A 17114-nucleotide genomic window follows, 5' to 3' on the forward strand; every position below is an offset into this window, starting at 1 on the left:
CATGGCGGGTGCGTTCGAGGAGGCCGTCGCCGCCCACAGGGCGGGCGATTTCGAGACCGCCGAGCGCGGCTACCGCGCCTTCGCCCATCACCCGGTCGCCCTGCACAATCTCGCCGTGCTCTACAACGCCGCCGGCCGCTTCGCCGAGGCGGAGGCGGCGTTCCGCAAGGTGTTGAAGGCCAAGCCCGACTTCGCCGCCTCCGAGCACAGCCTCGCCATGCTGTGGCTGGGCGCCGGCCGCTATGCGCAGGGCTGGCCCGCCTATGAAGGCCCGCCGGCGGTCCCCGGCGCCTATCTCCCCCCTGCGCCCGACCTGCCCGAGTGGCGGGGCGAGGATCTCCGCGGCAAGCGACTGAGGGTCTATGGCGAGCAGGGGTTCGGCGATCAGATCCAGCTGTCGCGCCTGTTCCCCGCCCTGACCCAGCTCGGCGCGGAGGTGAGCTTCGTCTGCTCCCCCATCCTGGAGACTCTGTTCGCGCCCCTCGGCATCACAGTGGTCGGCGGCCGCGAGGGCGTGGCGCTTCCCGAAGCCGACTGCTGGACCTTGATCGGCTCCCTGCCATGGCGGCTCGATCTGCGCGAGGCCACCATCCCGCCGCCCACGGACCTGCGGGTCCCCCTGGGCGCGGGGGGCGGAACCGGGGTCGTCGTCCGCGGCCGCCCCACCCACGCCAATGACGCCAATCGCTCCCTGAACGCGGAGGACGCCGCCCGCCTGCTGGCCCTGGGCCGCGATCTGTCGCCCGAGGCCACCGGGGCGATGGATTTCCTGGAGACCGCCCGGATCGTGGCGGGGCTCGACCGGGTGATTTCCGTCGACACCGCGATCGCCCACCTGGCGGCCACGCTCGGCAAGCCGACCTGGATCCTGTTGCCCGCCCGCGGCGTGGACTGGCGCTGGGGCCGCCAGGGCGAGGGCAGCGTCTGGTATCCTACCGTCCGCCTCTTCCGGCAGCCGGCCCACGGCGACTGGTCCGCCGTGCTTGGCGAGATCGAGGCGCGGGCCGCCGACTAGACCGACGGCGCGAAGGCGGCCCTGACCGCCCGGGCCACATCCTCCAGCATGTCCGCCACCGCCTCGGCCGTGATGCCGGGCGTGACCCCGCCGTGATGCAGGTGGTCGATGACGTTCAGGCCGCAGACGCCGGCCAGATGACCGTCGAAATGCTGGCGCAGGGCCGACAGCGCTCCGGTCTCCTCCACCCAGCGGTCCGGGGCGCCGGACGATGAGAGGCTGATCAGCCGGCGGTTGGACAGCAGGGGCTCAGTGCCGCCGCTCGCCGCCGCATAGCCGAATCCCAGCCCGAACATGCGGTCGGCATAGCCTTTCAGGATCGCCGGCGGCGCGTTGAACCAGAACGGATAAATGAAGGCGAAGACGTCGACATCGGCCATCAGGGCCCGCTCGGCGACAATGTCGGCGCCGGGCTGGACGCCATCTGGTCCCGGCAGTTCCGAGGCCTTCAGGCAGGGATCGAACTCCATGGCGTAGAGATCGCGCACCAGGGCCTCCTGGCCCAGGGCGCGAACGGTCTCGGCATAGGTGCGGCCGACGGCGGCGGTGAAGCTGTCAGGCGCGGGGTGGGCGATGATCACGGCGTGTTTCATGGCGGGCCTCCTCACGGCAGAGTAGCGCGGATCGACCCTTGCGCCTTGATATCTGTCACGGCGCGCGGGCGCCGAAGCCGGCACAGTCCGGCGGGCAGGGGGACCGCATGACGACCGCACCGAACTCGAAGGCCGATGGCGCACCGCCGCCGCCGGGCCTCAGGGCCAAGCCGCTGGCCCTCGACACCTTCCGGGAAAATGTCGTCCTGCTGGCGCGATCCTGCGTTGCGATCCGCCCTGAGCGCCTGGCCGGCCTGCGCAAGGTGGAGATTCGGGCCGGCGGGCGCAGCTTCCTGGCCTCGCCGATGATCTGCGACGACCCCTCGGTGGTGGCCGCCGACGAGATCGGCCTGCCGGAGCCCCTGCGTCACCGGCTGGGCGCGGCCCCCGGAACGCGCATCGAGATCGCCCCGGCCCAGCCGGCCCACACCCTGGAGGCCGTGCGGGCCAAGGTGATGGGCGAGACCCTCGACGCCCACGCCTATGGCGACATCGCCCGCGACCTGGCCGCCCATCGCCTGTCCGATATCGAGGTCGCGGCGTTCCTGGTCGCCTGCGCCGGCTTCATGACCGCCGACGAGACCCTGGATTTCACCCGCGCCATGGTCGAGGCCGGGGCGCGCCTGACCTGGCCGCCGGGCCTGGTGGTCGACAAGCACTGCATCGGCGGCGTGCCCGGCAACCGCACCTCCCTCATCGTCACCCCGATCGTGGCCGCCCACGGCCTGATCATGCCCAAGACCTCGTCGCGGGCGATCACCTCTCCGGCCGGACCGCCGACACGATGGAGGTGCTGGCGCGGGTCGACCTCTCAGAGTCCGAGATGCGCGATGTGGTCGAGCGCTGCGGCGCCTGCGTCGCCTGGGGCGGGCGGGTCAATCTGTCCCCCGCCGACGACGTGCTGATCTCGGTGGAGCGTCCCCTGGCCATCGATACGCCGGAACAGATGGTCGCCTCGATCCTGTCCAAGAAGCTCGCGGCCGGCTCCAACCATCTGGTGCTGGATGTTCCGGTCGGCCCCACGGCCAAGATCCGCGATCGCCGCGCGGCGCTGCGGCTGAAGAAACTCTTCGAATATGTCGGGGGTCGGCTGGGCCTGAGCCTGGAGGTCCTGCTCACCGAGGCCCTGCAGCCCATCGGGCGCGGCATCGGGCCGGTGCTCGAGGCCCGCGACGTGCGCGCCGTCCTGGCCGGGGCGCCCGACGCCCCCGCCGATCTGCGGGAGAAGTCGATCATGTTGGCTGGCCGGGTGCTGGAGGCCGATCCGGCGCTTCAGGGCGGGCAGGGGGAGGCGAGGGCCCGCGAGCTCCTCGAAAGCGGCGCGGCCCTGCGCAAGATGGACCAGATCATCGCCGCCCAGGGGCCTTCGCCGATCCGCGAGGGGCTGGGAGACCTCTCGCACGAGGTGCGGGCGGTGCGCGACGGGGTGGTCTCCGCCGTCGATTGCCTGAGGATCGCCACCATCGCCCGGCTGGCCGGCGCCCCCACCGACCCGGGGGCGGGCCTGGACCTCTTGGCCAAGATCGGCGATCGGGTGCGAGCCGGCCAGCCCGTCTACAGGCTCTACGCGTCCGAACCCTCCGACTTCGCCTTTGCGGTCGATGCGGCGGATCGCGATTCCGGCGTGGGCCTGGCCGCATGAGCACGGGCCTCCACGCCTTCGCTGAGGACGCCGAGCGCGCCGGACGGCTCGCCGACGCCCTGGGCGTTCCCCTGCGCCTCATCGACAGCCATGCCTTTCCGGACGGCGAGACCCTGGTCACGGTGCAGGGCGCGGACCGACGGGTGCTGGTCTACCGGTCCCTGGATCGGCCCAACGCCAAGCTCTTCCCACTGGCCCAGGCCTGCGACGCCTGGCGGCGCGCGGGCGCCGAACGCCTTGTGCTGGTCGCCCCCTACCTGGCCTATTTGCGCCAGGACGCGGTGTTCGCGCCCGGCCAGAGCCTCAGCCGCGACGTCATCGGCCGGCTTCTCGGGGAACGGTTTGACCGCGTCGTCACGGTGGAACCGCATCTGCACCGCACCGGGGACCTGTCGGCGGTGTTCGGCGTGGAGACCACGGTGCTGCCCGCCGCCGCCGAACTCGCGGCCGCCCTGACCGCCGCTCCGGACCTGCTGGTGGTGGGCCCGGACGCCGAATCCCAGGCCTGGACCGCACGGCTCGCGGGCCTGATGGGCGCGTCCTCGGCGACCTTCCTGAAGATCCGGCGCGGCGACGCCGATGTAGAGCTGGCGCTCGACGACGCCGTCCGGGTCGCCGGCCGCCCGGTGGTGCTGGTCGATGACATCTGCTCCAGCGGGGCCACCCTGATCGGCGCGGTCGAAGAGCTGAAGCGCCGCGGCGCCGGCCGGATCGTCGTCGCCGTGGTCCATGCCTTGTTCAGCGAGGAGACCGAGGCCCGGCTCCGCGCCGCCGGCGCAGACGACATCCTGTCCGCCGAATCCTGTCCCCACCCCAGCAATCGCATCCCGCTGACGGCCCTGTTGGCCCAGGCGCTTGTCCAGGAGCTCGCCCCATGACCCTCAAGCTCACCTTTCATGGCGCGGCGGGATGCGTCACCGGCTTCTGCGCCCGGCTGGAGACCGACCAGGCCGTCCTGCTGATCGACTGCGGCATGTTCCAGGGGCCCAAGACCCTGAAGGCGCTCAACTATGACCCGCTGCCGTTCGACCCGCACAAGGTCGATGCGGTGCTGCTGACCCATGCGCACATCGACCATTCCGGCCTGCTGCCGAAGCTGATGAAGGCCGGATACGAGGGACCGATCTATGCGACGGCCGGGACCCGCGATCTCTGCGCGGTCATGCTGGCCGACGCGGGCGGCATCCAGGAGAGCGAGGTCCGCCAGCTCAATCGCCGCAATGAGCGCCGCGGCCGCGATGCGGTCGAGCCGATCTACACCGCCGAAGACGCCGAACCGACCCTGGCTCTGTTCCGGAAGGTCAAGCTGGGCGATCCGGTGGCCGTCGCCCCCGGCGTCACCGCCATCTATTGGGAAGCCGGCCACATCCTGGGCGCGGCCTCCATCGAGCTGCGCGTCGACACCCAGGACGGGCCGGTCAGCCTGCTGTTCTCCGGGGACCTCGGACCCGGGGGGCGGGACTATTCCGCCGATCCCGAGGGGCCGTCGGGGGTCGACTATCTGATTCTGGAATCCACCTATGGGGATCGGGAACGGACGGACGCTACCCCCGACGATCGTCGCCGCCAGCTCGCCGAGGTGCTGAACCAGGCCCAGGCCGCCGGAGGGCCGCTGCTGATCCCGGCCTTCGCGGTGGAGCGTTCCCAGGAGCTCCTGGCCGACATCCTGACCCTGATGCGCGACGGCCAGGTTCCGGACTGCGACGTCTTCCTGGACTCGCCGCTCGCCATCGAGGCGACCGAGGTGTTCCGCCAGCGCGGCTGGATCCGGTCCGCGGGACGCAATCCCTTCGAGGACCTTCACGCCAGCGAGCAGCTCAAGTTCCTGCGCGATCCCTGGGAGAGCGACACCCTCGACCGCCTGAAGGGCTGGCACATCATCCTGGCGGCCAGCGGCATGTGCGACGCGGGCCGGGTGCGCAAGCATCTGAAGCGCCTGCTGTGGAACCGCAAGGCGACCGTCCTGCTGGCGGGCTATCAGGCCGTCGGCACCCTGGGCCGGATCCTGGCGGAAGGCGCCGAGCGGGTGCGCATCCAGGGCGAGGACATCCAGGTGCGGGCGGCGATCCGCACCCTCGACGTCTATTCCGGGCACGCCGACGCCCGCGGGCTGGCCGCCTGGGCCAAGGCGCGGGGGCCGGTTCGCGGCGGCGTGTTCCTGGCCCACGGGGAGCCGCCGGGGCTGGAAGGCCTCAAGGCGCGGCTGGCCGGGGAGGGGTTTCCCGAGAGCCGGCTCTTCATCCCGGTGATGGACCAGACCTTCCGTCTGACCGCCAAGGGGGCGGAGGCGTCAGAGGGGCCCCGCCGGATCGCGGCGGGCGCGGCCGCCCGACCGGACTGGCACAACGCCCGGGCCGCCCTGCTGCTGGCCCTGGACGCCCGTCTGGAGGGGCTGGACGACGCGGCGCGGACCGCCTTGCTCAAGCAGCTGGCGCGAAGCCTCGCTGACACCGGTGGCGCATCGGCTTCGACCCCTGTGGCGCCGGCGCAAGCCTCCGGACCCGTGACCGCCGACTCGCCCGGATCGGCTTGACTCGAACAGGTCTGCGCACCATTTCGCCGCTCGTGGCCAAGATTGGTCGATTTCCAGGCGCTGACGTCCCGAACGTGGTCTTCCTGGGCATTATCGAGAGACCCGCGTTCCGCCGAATATGCTGCGCTGCAGCATAAGAATTCTCCCGATAGTAGAAAATCGACCGAGAATACTTGAAGAAGCCTTTGTGCGGCGCAGCAATACCGCTCGTTCAGAAGCAGCGACGCATTCGCGCTGGGCGGTATCACCCCTTGACGCTTGGAAAAGGGGTTGCCAAAGGACCCCTGCCGCACGTCTAACATAGCGGTTAAGATCCCAAGTTCCTTCGGGGATGAGAGATCGCACCCGCATTCGAAGCGTCATCGTCACATGATGTGATGGAATTGATGCTACGGGTCGGGCGCAGCGACAGCGGCTCTGGCGTCGCGTTTGGTGGTCACCAGGCGGGGCGGCGGGCTTTTTTAACTAGGGTAGAACCGCTCTCGCGCGACGACCCTCGGTCCAAACGTGCTAGACCAATCAGGAACTGGCGACAGATGCTCGACAACAAACGAAAGACTCCTTTCATCGCTCTCATTGGCGCGCTTGCGCTGATGGCGAGTGCGCCGGCGTTCGCGCAGGACGCCGCCGCTCCGGCCGCGCCTGCCGCTGACGCCGCCGCGGCCCCGGCCGCTCCGGCCGCCGCCCCGGCTCCTGCTGCGGAAGAACCCGCGGCTCCCCCGCAAATGAAGAACGCCGGCAAGCTCGGCGTGATTCAGATGGCCATGGACGCCCAACCGGTCGTGCAGGTCGTCATGATCGGCCTGGTCCTCTCCTCGATCTTCTCCTGGACCCTGCTCGTCACCAAGCTGCTCGAGTTCGGCGCTCTGAACCGTACGGCCGACCGCTTCGTGGAAGCTTTCCGCGGCGCCAAGTCGATCAACGACATGGGCCGGATCGCGATGTCCGACGAATTCGAAGGCAACCCGCTGGCCGACATGGCCGCCGCGGCTGCTCAGGAAGTCGAACTGTCGCGCCAAGCTGGCCTGTCCGTCTCGGGCGCCAACAAGGACAGCACGCTGCATCGCGCTGAAGCCGCCGTCGGCGCCGTTCAGGTCTCTCTCGGCAAGCGTCTGTCGGGTGGCATGCAGTTCCTGGCCTCGGTCGGTTCCTCGGGTCCGTTCATCGGTCTGTTCGGCACCGTCTACGGGATCATGACCTCGTTCATCGGGATCGCGAACACCAACACGACCAACCTGGCCGTCGTCGCCCCCGGCATCGCCGAAGCGCTTCTCGCCACCGGTATCGGTCTGTTCGCCGCTATCCCCTCGGTTATCTTCTACAACTACTTCCAAACCCGGATCTCCGCCTTCGGCGGCCGTACGGAAGGCTTTGTGGCTGAGCTGATGAACGCCATCTCCCGGCAGCTCGACAAAGGGGCCTAAGCCACATGGGCGCCAAACTCTCAGGTTCTGGGGGTGGCAAGTACGCGGTGGAGGCGAACAGCGAGATCAATGTGACGCCCTTCGTGGACGTCATGCTGGTCCTCCTGATCATCTTCATGGTGGCGGCTCCTCTCGCCAGCGTGAACGTGAAGATCGCTCTTCCGCCCGCTGTCGCGAAAGCCTCCACCAACCCGCCAAAACCGATCTACATCTCGATCCAACCCTCGGGTAAGATCTACATCGGTGACTTCCCATCCGACCTCGCCACCCTCGGTGACGACATGCGGAAGCAACTGGGCGACAAGCGGAACCCGACTAAAGAGCGGATCTTCATCCGCGCCGACAAAGACGTCATGTACGGCGACTTCATGGGCGTGATGAACATGTTGCAGGATAACGGGTTCTACAGCGTGGCGCTCGTCGGCGAAGACAAGAAGTGACGGGGTGAAGCATGGCTGAAGACATCACCCACCCCGTCCATAATCCGTTCGACGTTCCGAAACCCAAGGGAAGCCGGGGTTTCACGATCGCGATCGTGATTGTGTTCATCATCCACGGCCTCCTTGGCTACGTCCTCTGGAAGGAAAAATTCCAGACGAAGTACAAGGAGTACTCGGATGACGTGACGGACGTGGCGCTTATCAAGCCGGTGGCTCCGCCGCCGCCTCCGCCGCCGCCTCCGCCGCCGAACACGCCTCCGCCGCCGCCGCCGAAGCTGCAGCCGCGTCCTCCGGTCAACGTGCCGGCTGACGTCCCGCAGATTCCGCCTCTGCCGGTTCCCCCGGTCGAGAAGCACATCGAAGAACCGAAGCCCCCGGCTCCGGCCCCTCCGGTGACGCGTCCGTCGGTGATCACCAATCCGGACTGGGCCCGCAGGCCCTCGGGCGACGATATCGCCCGGTACTATCCGGATCGGGCGATGCGCATGAACGTTGAAGGCCGCGCGACGATCAGTTGCTCGGTTACGGCAAAGGGTACGCTCGAAAACTGCGAGATCGTCTCGGAGGATCCGGCGGACCAGGACTTCGGCACAGCCGCCATGCGGTTGAGCAAGTTGTTCAAGATGAAGCCGAAGACGGCTGACGGCGCCCCGGTTGACGGCGGCACCGTTCGGATCCCGATCCGCTTCGCTCTGCCGAAGAACTGACGACCGCTTCGCGGACCCGTCCAGTTCGGACAAGATCAGCCCCGGAGGTTCGCCTCCGGGGCTTTTTCTTTGCCCCGCGCCGGGGTTCAATCACGCCCGGCTTGCATCCTGTGGGAGGGGCGCCTGACACCGACCTGGCTGACCGATCTCTGGGGCAGGGTGCGCCGGCGCACCGACGCGGCGTTCCTGAGCCTCTTCGCCCTGTTCGTCCTGGCCGGGGTGACCATGGACGTGTTCAACGTCGCCCATGAACGGGCTGAGGCCGGGCGGCCGGTGCCGATCTGGGAGCCGGCGGTCTGGGAGTTCTCCAGCGGCCTTGTCCTGATCCTCCTGGCCCCCCTGGCGATCAGGGTCGCCCGGCGGGCGCCGCCGGTCCCGCCGCCCGCCCTCGGCTGGGTCCCGATCCACCTCGTCGCCATGTTGGTGTTCTCCCTCGTCCATGTCGTCGTCATGGGCGGCCTGCGGTTTGCGGCCTACGCCCTGGCCGGCGGCTTCTATGCGCCCCTGGCGCCCCTGGGGGACTGGCCCTATGAGCTGCGCAAGGACGCGCTCGTCTATGCGGGCCTCGTGATCCTCTATCGGGTCTGGATGGTCAGCGCGCCGGCCGCGACGGCGTCGGCCCCGGCGGCCCCCGCGCCGCTGGAGATCCGCGACGGCGCGCGCCTGCGCCGCCTGCCGCTGGCGGACATCGCCTGGATCGAGGCGGCCGGGAACTATGTCGAGATCCATGCCGGGGAGGGGGTGATTCTGCACCGCGCGGCGCTGTGGGAGTTGGAGCGTCGGCTGGCGGGGGAGGGGTTCGTACGCATCCATCGCTCGCGGCTCGTGCGCCGGGCGGCGATCCGCAGCCTGGAGACCAGCCCCTCCGGGGATTTCACCGTCAAACTGGCGACCGGGGAGGCCCTGGGGGGCAGTCGCAGATATCGCGCAGAATGCCTCGCGCACGGCGCTTGATCCCAAGCCCCGGTGCGACTAGAAACACCGCTCGCGATGCGCCGCCTTAGCTCAGTTGGTTAGAGCGCTAGATTGTGGCTCTAGAGGTCCTCAGTTCGAACCTGAGAGGTGGTACCATCGCGAGGGCCTTGCACAGCAAGGCTTGAGGGGCTTTGCGCCCCTTGGGCTCCGTCCCCGGAGCGCCCCGTCTTCCCGTCATTGAAGCCGCATCTCCCGCCCTCGCCGGGCGTTTCGGCGTGGGTCTGCGATCTGGCGGCGTAACCCCCCAAGCTACAGCCCGACCTGGACCGGCAGATGGGCGGAAGATTGATAAATCCCAATCTAATTCCATATACAAAACCGTCACTTATCCGTCTTGAAACCTTGGTTTGCGCGATCTGCGCCAGCCGCGCTTTCACCACCCCAGCATTCGGGGCGCCGCGATCGGGAAAATCCCGGCCGGCCTTCTTGGGGAAAGCATCATGCGGTCATCGTCAGCGCGCGCGCGCACCATCAAATCCAGCTGGCTGGCCGGCTCGGCCCTCGCCCTGTGCCTGACGGCGATCTCCGGCGGCGCGGCGTGCGCGGCCGACGAAGCGCCGGTGAAGATCGATCCCGAGAACCCTGACTATGGCGTGCGCGTCGAGGAACTGGTGGTCACCGGCGCGGCGGGCGCCATCTCGGTGGCCCCGTCCAAGGCCTCTCTCGCCGCGACCCAGCCCCAGTCGATCATCGATCGCAAGACCATCGACCAGTTCGTCCCGGCCACCGGCGACTACAACCAGGTCATCAACCTCACGCCCAGCCTGTCGGGCGTATCGTTCAGCGGTCCGGGCCTGGGCGAGTCCAAGACCGTCCTGCGCGGCTTCAAGGATGGCGAGTACAACATCACCTATGACGGCATTCCGTGGGGCGACGCCAACGGCCCGACCCACCACTCGACCTCGTTCTTCCCGTCCTCGACGGTTGGCGCGGTGGTGGTCGACCGCGGTCCGGGCGAGGCCGGCCAGCTCGGCGTGGCCAGCTTCGGTGGCTCGGTGAACATGTTCTCGCCGGAGGTCAGCGACACCCGCGGCGGATCCCAGTCGGTGACGGCCGGGTCCTGGAACACCTGGATGTCGGTGACCAAGCTGTCCTCGGGCGAGATCGAGCAGCTGAACAACACCAAGATCCTGCTCAATCTGCAGGAGCTCAAGACCGACGGGGCGCTGACCTACAACAGCGCCAAGGCCTATAACCAGCTGATCCGCGCCGTGGTCCCCCTGGCCGGCAGCTGGAAGCTGACCCTGTTGGGCACCTGGAACTACACCCAGGTCTACACCAACGACAGCGCCGGGGCGACGCTCACCCAGGTCGCGCTTTACGGCAAGAATTTCGCCCTGAACAACGATCCCAAGACGCCGAACTACTACAAGTACAACAACGTCACCAAGCACACCTATTTCAACTACGCCCGCCTGACCGGTGACGTCACCGACAGTCTCAAGCTCGAGAACACCGTCTATTCCTACTACTACAAGAACGATACGGAATCGGCGCTCGACGCCACCCTGTCGCCGGCCGACATCGCCGCCAGCAAGGGCCTGCAGATCACCTATACGCCCGGCGGCAAGCCGACGGTGAACGGCCACATCCCCGGCTACACCAAGCTGAACGTCTACAAGATCTACGGCGACATCCTGCACCTGAACCAGATCGTGCCGTTCGGCGAGATCAAGGCCGGGCTGTGGTGGGAGAAGGCCGACACCGGCCCGCGCGCCCGCTACGACTATGACGCCACCCTGGGCCACGGCGCTGCGGGCTGGACCCCGGACTATCGGCAGAAGGTGCTGGCCGGCGTGCCGCAGTATCTGGAGTACCTGCAGTACTCGGGATGGGATCAGTACGAGCCCTTCGTCGACGTCGTCTGGAACGCCACCGACAAGCTGACCATAACGCCCGGCGTGAAATATGTGAGCGAGAAGCTGTCGGTCGACGCCGACGTGAACCAGAAGTCCCGGCTGCCCTATCACGGCTCCAAGACCTTCACGAAGACGCTGACCTTCCTGACGGCCAACTACAAGATCGCCGACAACATGTCGGCCTACGCTCAGTACGCCACGGGCTTCCTGCTGCCCGACATCTCCACGACCCAGGCGGTGAACCCCAACCTGAACGAGCTGCATCCGCAGGAGTCGACCAACTATCAGGCCGGGGTGGTCTATCACGGCGGCAAGCTGACCTTCGACGCCGACGCCTACTACATCGACTTCACCAACAAGCTGCAGACCACCACGGTCGGCACGGAGACGGTGAACTTCAACCTCGGCGGCGCGACCTATAAGGGCGTCGAAGGGGCGGTGACCTATGCCGCGCTCGACAACCTGTTCCTGTTCGCCAACGGCTCGCTGAACGAAGCCAAGGCCCAGGGCGCATCGACCACCATCCTGGGCGTGCCCGTCACCGTCGTCGGCGGCAAGCAGATCGCCGGTGCCCCGAAATCGACGGCGGCGCTCGGCGGGCTCTATCGCAATGAGGAATGGTCGATCTCGCTGGCCGACAAGTTCGTCGGCGAGCAGTGGGCGGCCGAGGGCGAGCCCTCCGCCTACCGCATCAAGCCCTATTCGTCGCTGGACCTGACGGTCGTCTACAACCTCGGCCGCTATCGGCTCGAGGCCGCGGTCTACAACCTGCTCGACAGCCAGCAGGCCACCTCGATCAAGCCCGGCAAGACGGTCCCCTACGACCAGTACTACTTCCAGCCCGAGCGGAACTTCCAGGTCTCGGCCAAGGTCAACTTCTAGGCTCCGTCCCGGACAGGATCATCGTCATGCGTCGCGCGTTCCCCCTCCTGGCCAGCCTGCTGGCCCTGACCCTCGTCGCCCCGGCCTGGGCTCAGGAGGCGCCTGCGCCGACCATCCTGTCCGCGGCGGATGTCGATCCGGTGCGGCTGTTGCCGCCCCCGCCGCCGGAAGGCTCCGCCGCGCAGAAGGCGGAGCTGGCCGAGCTGCACCGGATCCAGGACGCCCGCACGCCGGCCCAGCTGGCCCAGGCCAAGTGGGACAACGATCACGAGGACGCCACCGCCTTCACCCCCACGCTCGGGCCGGCCTTCGACCTCGCAAAGCTTCCGGCCACCGCGAAGCTGCTGAAGATCGTGGATCACGAGCAGTCGGTCGCCAAGAAGGGCGGCAAGGCGGCCTTCGGCCGGCTGCGGCCCTGGCTCGTCGATCCGACCCTGGTCGGCTGCGAACATTCCGACGACAAGCCCAGGTCCTCCTATCCCAGCGGCCACACCTCCATGGCCTTCGCTATGGCCGTGGTGCTGGCCGACCTGCTGCCGGATCGCGCCCCGGCGATCCTGGCCCGGGCCCAGGAATACGGCGAGGATCGGCTGGTCTGCGGGGTCCACTTCCGCAGCGATGTCGTGGCCGGCCAGGCCCTGGGCACGGCGGTCGGCGTCCAGCTGCTGCACGCCCCGGCGCTGAAGGCCGACATCGAGGCGGCGCGCCAGGAGCTGGCGACGGTCCAGCTGTCGCACTAGGGGCGGAGGATCGCCGATCCGTCACGCCCCTTGGCGCGCGGAGCGGATCGCGGCAGGTTCCGCGCATGAAGCTCTTGATCGTCGAGGACGACCGGGAGGCGGCGGCCTATCTGAAACGGGCGCTGTCCGAGGCCGGCCATACCGTGGACTATGCCGCCGAGGGGCGCGACGGCCTGATGCTGGCCGCGGGCGAGAGCTATGACGTCATCGTGCTCGACCGCATGCTGCCGCAGATCGATGGCCTGGCCATCCTGCGGACCATCCGCGCCTCCGGCGTGAAGACCCCGGTCCTGCTGCTGACCGCGCTTGGCGGCATCGACGACCGGGTCGAGGGACTGGAGGCGGGCGGCGACGACTATCTGGTCAAGCCCTTCGCCTTCGCCGAGCTGCTGGCCCGGGTCAACGCCCTGGCCCGACGACCGCCGCCCCAGGAGGTTCGCACCGAGCTCTCCGTGGCCGACCTGCGCCTCGATCTCCTGAAGCGATCCGTCACCCGGGGCGGCCAACGGGTCGACCTGCAGCCGCGGGAGTTCCAGCTGCTGGAATATCTGATGCGGCACGCCGGCCGGGTGGTCACCCGCACCATGCTGCTCGAAAGCGTCTGGGATTTTCACTTCGATCCCAAGACCAATATCGTCGAGACCCATATGAGCCGGCTGCGCGGCAAGGTGGATCGCGGCCACGCTTGCGAGCTGATCCATACGGTGCGCGGCGCCGGCTATATCCTGCGCGAGCCGGACTAGATGTTCCGCTCCACCAGCCTGCGACTGGCCGCGCTCTATACGTCGGGCTTCGCGGTCTCCGTCGTGCTGCTGGGCGCGATCACCGTCGTGACCACCCGGGCGGCCCTGTCCGACCAGTTCGACGCGCGCGTGCGCGCGGAATCCAACGCGCTGGTCGAGGAATATCGGGTCGAGGGTCTCGACGGCCTGATCCAGGCGGTGAAGGAGCGGGACCGGACGCCCGGCGCCCTGGACTATGGCGTCCTCGACGCCCAGGGCCGCCCAATGGCCGGCCGCCTGGCCAAGACGCCCGCGCCCCTGGGCTGGACCATCTCGCGGGCGCGGCCGGACCGCGAGCCGGTGCGCATCCTCACCGTCGCCCTGCCGGAAGGCCGCCGGCTGCTGGTGGGCGATGACGACAAACATATCGAGGTCCTGAACAACGCTCTGCTGGCCAGTTTCGGCTGGACCCTGCTGGGCGTCGTGATCCTGGGGGTGCTGGGCGGCTATGCGCTGAGCCGCGACGTCCATCTCCGTCTCGCCGCGATCTCGGGCACGGCCGAGGCGATCATCGACGGCGACCTCGCCCGGCGGGTGCCGGTCCGCGGGTCGGACGACGACCTCGACCGTCTGGCCCTGACCATCAACCGCATGCTCGACCGCATCGCGGCCCTGATGGAGAGCCTCAAGCAGGTCTCGAACGACGTGGCCCACGATCTGCGCACCCCGCTCACCCGCTTGCGCCAGCGGCTGGAGGCCGGCCTGGCCGACCCCGCGGAGCGCAGCCAGGCCCTGGAGGGAGGGCTGGCCGATCTCGACTCCATCCTTGACACCTTCGCCGCCCTGCTGCGGATCGCCCAGATCGAGGGCGGGGCGCGTCGCGCAGCCTTCCGGCCCTGCCATCTCGCCGACATCGCCCGCACGGTCGTCGAGGCCTTCGCACCCTCGGCCGAGGAGAATCGCCAGAGCCTGACGCTCGCGGTCGACGGCGCCCGGACCATCGACGGCGATGTGGAGCTCCTGACCCAGATGCTGGTCAATCTGGTGGAGAACGCCCTGCGTCACGCCGGCGATGGCGCGCGGATCGAGGTCCGGGTGTCCGGCGGAGAGGGCGGGGCGGCGCTGAGCGTCACCGACAATGGGCCGGGTGTTCCTCCGGCGGAGCACGCGCGCCTGTTCGATCGCTTCTATCGGCTGGAGCGCAGCCGCTCGACCCCCGGCAGCGGCCTTGGCCTGGCCCTGGTGGCGGCGGTGGCCCGCCTGCATGGCGCGGAGGTCGGCCTCGCCGACGCCGGTCCCGGCCTGACCGCACGGGTGATGTTTCCGGCGGTGGCCTGACAAGGCGCCACCAACATTGGGATTTGGTGATCTGCTCGCCATGGGCCGGTCGGGCCGAGTCGGTCAGGCTGATCTCAATCCTGGGAGACCTATCATGAGCCTGTCGCGGACTGCTGCTGCCGCCCTCGCGGCACTGACCCTGGCGCCTGCCGCCCAGGCGGCCGGCTACCATGTGGTTGACCGTATCGCCGGACCGGACGGCGGCTGGGACTACGCCAGCTTCGATGCCGCCCGCCAGCGCGTGCTGGTCGCCCGCACGGGCGCCGTGACCGCCATTGATCTGAAGACCCGCCAGGTGAACCCGGCCTTCGCGCCCGCGGCCCGCGGCCATGCGGCGTTCCCGATCAAGGGCGGGTCCGAGGTGGTGATCACCAACGGCACGCCCAATACCGCCGCCTTCGTCAACGCCGACACCGGCGCGCCAATCGCCACGGTGGCCACGGGCGATGGTCCGGACGACGCGATCTTCGACGCCCACTCCGGCCTGCTGCTGGTCATGGACCACCGGGGCGGCGACATCACCCTGATCGACCCCAAGGCCCACGCGGCGGTAGGGAGCATTCCGGTGGGCGGGACCCTGGAGGCCGCCGCGGTCGACGGCGCGGGCCGTCTGTTCGTCAATGTCGAGAACCAGAACCTCGTGGCCGTTGTGGACATCGCCGCGCGCAAGGTCACGGCCCGCTACCCCCTGGCCGGCTGCGAAGGACCGACGGGGATCGCCTATGCGGCGTCCGAGAAGCTGCTGATCTCATCCTGCGACGGCGTCGCCGCCGTGACCAACGCAGTGACCGGCAAGCCGGTCCGCCAGATCAAGATCGGCGACGGCGCCGACGGCGTCGCCTATGACCCGATCCATCATCTGGCCTTTGTACCCGCTGGCGTCAGCGGGACCCTGGCGGTGATCTCCGTCGCCCATGGCGACGCGACTCTGGTGGAGACTGTGCCCACCCAGAAGGGCGCCCGCACCCTGGCCATCGATCCCGCGACCGACCGCGTGTTCCTGCCCACCGCCACCTATGGCGCGACCCTGGGGGCCAATGGCCGGCCGACGGCGGTCGCTGGCACGTTCCAATTGCTCGTCGTGGGCAAATGACGCTCAGATCTGCGTCCGCGATCCTGGCCCTGACAGCACTTAGCGCCTGTCAGACCTATGCCCCCGCGCCGGTCCGGCCGGAGACCTTTCCCGCCGCCTTGGCCGCCCGCCGCCTGGACGAGAAGCCGGCGGACGCGGTCTGGAGCGAGACCGACCTGCTGGCCGCCGCCCTGGCCCGCAATCCCGACGTCGCCCAGGCGGCCGCCCATGTCCGGGCCGCCCGCGCCGCGGCCCGGACCGCCCGCGTCGGACCGGCCGCCAGCCTGAGCCTGACGGCGGAATACGCCCACGAGTCCTCGCCCTGGGCCTATGGCGCGGCGGCGGACGTTCCCGTGGATGCCGGCGCGCGCCGGGCGGGCCGGCTGACCGCCGCCGACCTAACCGCCCTTCAGGCCCAATATGACGTCATCCAGGCCGTCTGGACGGTGAGGACCAACCTCGCCAAGGCCCGGATCGAGCTGCTGTCCGCCGAGGCCGAAATCCGGCTTGCCCAGGACCTCGTCGACCTGCGCGACCAGCGGGCTGCTCGCCTCAACGCCCGGGTCGTGGCGGGGGAGGACGCCCGTCCCGTCGCCCTGCAGGCTGCCGCCGACCTCGCCGCCGCTCGCCACCGCCTGGCCGACGCCCAGGCCCGCCGGACCCAGGCCGTCTCCAGCCTCGCCGCCGCATTGGGTGTCCCGCCCCAGGCCGTCGCGACCTTGCGGCTCGCGCCCCTGGAGACGGCGCCCGCGCCGCCGGCCGCCATCCCCGCCCAGCGGGCCGAGGCCGCCGCGGGTCGCTCTGACGTGCTGCGCGCGATCGCCGACTATGACGCCGCCGAGGCCGCCCTGCGGGTGGAGGTCGCGCGCCAGTACCCGGAAGTGCGCCTGGGCCCCGGCTACAGCTGGGATCACGGCCTCGCCAAGCTGCCGTTCAGTCTCGGCCTCACCCTGCCGCCCGCCGACCTCAACCGCGCCGCCATCGCCGAGGCCGAGGCTCGCCGCGCCGAGGCCGGCCGCGCCCTGGAGGCGGTTCAGGCCAATGTGCTGGCCGCCGTCGATCAGGCGGTGGTGGCGCTGGCCGCCGCCCGCGCCCAGGACGAGATCGTCCGCTCCCGCGACCTGCCGGCCGCCGAGCGGGTCGTCGCGCGCCGCGGGCCACGACGCCACTCG

The 17114-nt window shown here is 69.3% G+C and carries 16 protein-coding genes and 1 tRNA gene; 16 read left to right on the top strand and 1 reads right to left on the bottom strand.

Annotation, left to right across the window (positions count from 1 at the left end; all coding sequences use genetic code 11):
- Position 1 precedes the first annotated feature (1 nt).
- A complete protein-coding gene (locus MQH10_RS18055; protein ID WP_242565398.1) occupies positions 2-1015 on the top strand; it encodes a glycosyltransferase family 9 protein in 1014 nt (337 codons plus the stop codon).
- Here the strand turns inward: MQH10_RS18055 and MQH10_RS18060 are convergent.
- Positions 1012-1608 (bottom strand): NAD(P)H-dependent oxidoreductase, encoded by a 597-nt coding sequence (locus tag MQH10_RS18060; protein WP_242565399.1) that lies wholly within the window; start codon positions 1606-1608, stop codon positions 1012-1014. The two genes, MQH10_RS18055 and MQH10_RS18060, sit on opposite strands and share 4 nt — an antisense overlap.
- A gap of 107 nt (positions 1609-1715) precedes the next feature.
- Here MQH10_RS18060 and MQH10_RS18065 point away from each other — a divergent pair, with 107 nt between their 5' ends.
- The 15 genes from MQH10_RS18065 to MQH10_RS18135 form a co-directional block, all read left to right on the top strand.
- Entirely contained in the window at positions 1716-2513 is a 798-nt protein-coding gene (locus tag MQH10_RS18065; RefSeq protein ID WP_242565400.1) for a hypothetical protein, read from the top strand.
- A complete protein-coding gene (locus MQH10_RS18070) occupies positions 2432-3250 on the top strand; it encodes a hypothetical protein (RefSeq protein ID WP_242565401.1) in 819 nt (272 codons plus the stop codon). Before MQH10_RS18065 ends, MQH10_RS18070 begins: the two co-directional genes overlap by 82 nt.
- On the top strand, positions 3247-4128 hold the full coding sequence (locus tag MQH10_RS18075) for a ribose-phosphate diphosphokinase (protein ID WP_242565402.1): 882 nt from the start codon (positions 3247-3249) through the stop codon (positions 4126-4128). The genes MQH10_RS18070 and MQH10_RS18075 overlap by 4 nt, the downstream gene beginning before the upstream one ends.
- Positions 4125-5783 (top strand): MBL fold metallo-hydrolase, encoded by a 1659-nt coding sequence (locus MQH10_RS18080; protein ID WP_242565403.1) that lies wholly within the window; start codon positions 4125-4127, stop codon positions 5781-5783. The genes MQH10_RS18075 and MQH10_RS18080 overlap by 4 nt, the downstream gene beginning before the upstream one ends.
- 536 nt (positions 5784-6319) lie before the next feature.
- Complete coding sequence (locus tag MQH10_RS18085; protein ID WP_242565404.1) at positions 6320-7207, top strand: MotA/TolQ/ExbB proton channel family protein; 888 nt, start codon at positions 6320-6322, stop codon at positions 7205-7207.
- Positions 7208-7212: 5 nt separating this feature from the next.
- On the top strand, positions 7213-7647 hold the full coding sequence (locus MQH10_RS18090; RefSeq protein WP_242565405.1) for a biopolymer transporter ExbD: 435 nt from the start codon (positions 7213-7215) through the stop codon (positions 7645-7647).
- Positions 7648-7658: 11 nt separating this feature from the next.
- Entirely contained in the window at positions 7659-8354 is a 696-nt protein-coding gene (locus MQH10_RS18095; RefSeq protein WP_242565406.1) for an energy transducer TonB, read from the top strand.
- 159 nt (positions 8355-8513) lie between these two features.
- A complete protein-coding gene (locus tag MQH10_RS26910; RefSeq protein WP_242565407.1) occupies positions 8514-9308 on the top strand; it encodes a LytTR family DNA-binding domain-containing protein in 795 nt (264 codons plus the stop codon).
- A 40-nt stretch (positions 9309-9348) separates the two neighbouring features.
- A tRNA-His gene (locus MQH10_RS18105) sits at positions 9349-9425 on the top strand.
- Positions 9426-9769: 344 nt separating this feature from the next.
- Positions 9770-12070, top strand: a complete 2301-nt coding sequence (locus MQH10_RS18110; protein WP_242565408.1) for a TonB-dependent receptor — start codon at positions 9770-9772, stop codon at positions 12068-12070.
- A gap of 26 nt (positions 12071-12096) precedes the next feature.
- Positions 12097-12810 (top strand): acid phosphatase, encoded by a 714-nt coding sequence (locus MQH10_RS18115; protein ID WP_242565409.1) that lies wholly within the window; start codon positions 12097-12099, stop codon positions 12808-12810.
- Positions 12811-12875: 65 nt separating this feature from the next.
- Positions 12876-13553, top strand: a complete 678-nt coding sequence (locus MQH10_RS18120) for a response regulator transcription factor (protein WP_242565410.1) — start codon at positions 12876-12878, stop codon at positions 13551-13553.
- The gene (locus MQH10_RS18125) at positions 13554-14870 is read left to right on the top strand and encodes a sensor histidine kinase (RefSeq protein WP_242565411.1); all 1317 of its coding nucleotides are present in this window, start codon (positions 13554-13556) and stop codon (positions 14868-14870) included. It abuts the gene before it with no gap.
- Between the two features lie 94 nt (positions 14871-14964).
- Positions 14965-15963, top strand: coding sequence for a YncE family protein (locus MQH10_RS18130; protein WP_242565412.1), 999 nt, complete (start codon positions 14965-14967; stop codon positions 15961-15963).
- Positions 15960-17114 (top strand): TolC family protein (locus MQH10_RS18135; RefSeq protein ID WP_242565413.1); only part of this gene is annotated, 1155 nt, incomplete at its 3' end. The genes MQH10_RS18130 and MQH10_RS18135, both read left to right, overlap by 4 nt.

The sequence above is a fragment of the Phenylobacterium aquaticum genome, from assembly GCF_022695515.1.
Taxonomy (GTDB): Bacteria; Pseudomonadota; Alphaproteobacteria; order Caulobacterales; family Caulobacteraceae; genus Phenylobacterium; species Phenylobacterium aquaticum.

Bases quoted from the DNA above. Each gene is read 5' to 3' on its own strand.
- MQH10_RS18070 (WP_242565401.1), top strand. From the start codon at position 2,432: ATGCGCGATGTGGTCGAGCGCTGCGGCGCCTGCGTCGCCTGGGGCGGG.
- MQH10_RS18065 (WP_242565400.1), top strand. From the start codon at position 1,716: ATGACGACCGCACCGAACTCGAAGGCCGATGGCGCACCGCCGCCGCCG.
- MQH10_RS18110 (WP_242565408.1), top strand. From the start codon at position 9,770: ATGCGGTCATCGTCAGCGCGCGCGCGCACCATCAAATCCAGCTGGCTG.
- MQH10_RS18055 (WP_242565398.1), top strand. From the start codon at position 2: ATGGCGGGTGCGTTCGAGGAGGCCGTCGCCGCCCACAGGGCGGGCGAT.
- MQH10_RS18130 (WP_242565412.1), top strand. From the start codon at position 14,965: ATGAGCCTGTCGCGGACTGCTGCTGCCGCCCTCGCGGCACTGACCCTG.
- MQH10_RS18060 (WP_242565399.1), bottom strand. From the start codon at position 1,608: ATGAAACACGCCGTGATCATCGCCCACCCCGCGCCTGACAGCTTCACC.
- MQH10_RS18115 (WP_242565409.1), top strand. From the start codon at position 12,097: ATGCGTCGCGCGTTCCCCCTCCTGGCCAGCCTGCTGGCCCTGACCCTC.
- MQH10_RS18085 (WP_242565404.1), top strand. From the start codon at position 6,320: ATGCTCGACAACAAACGAAAGACTCCTTTCATCGCTCTCATTGGCGCG.
- MQH10_RS18125 (WP_242565411.1), top strand. From the start codon at position 13,554: ATGTTCCGCTCCACCAGCCTGCGACTGGCCGCGCTCTATACGTCGGGC.
- MQH10_RS18095 (WP_242565406.1), top strand. From the start codon at position 7,659: ATGGCTGAAGACATCACCCACCCCGTCCATAATCCGTTCGACGTTCCG.
- MQH10_RS18120 (WP_242565410.1), top strand. From the start codon at position 12,876: ATGAAGCTCTTGATCGTCGAGGACGACCGGGAGGCGGCGGCCTATCTG.
- MQH10_RS18090 (WP_242565405.1), top strand. From the start codon at position 7,213: ATGGGCGCCAAACTCTCAGGTTCTGGGGGTGGCAAGTACGCGGTGGAG.
- MQH10_RS18080 (WP_242565403.1), top strand. From the start codon at position 4,125: ATGACCCTCAAGCTCACCTTTCATGGCGCGGCGGGATGCGTCACCGGC.
- MQH10_RS18075 (WP_242565402.1), top strand. From the start codon at position 3,247: ATGAGCACGGGCCTCCACGCCTTCGCTGAGGACGCCGAGCGCGCCGGA.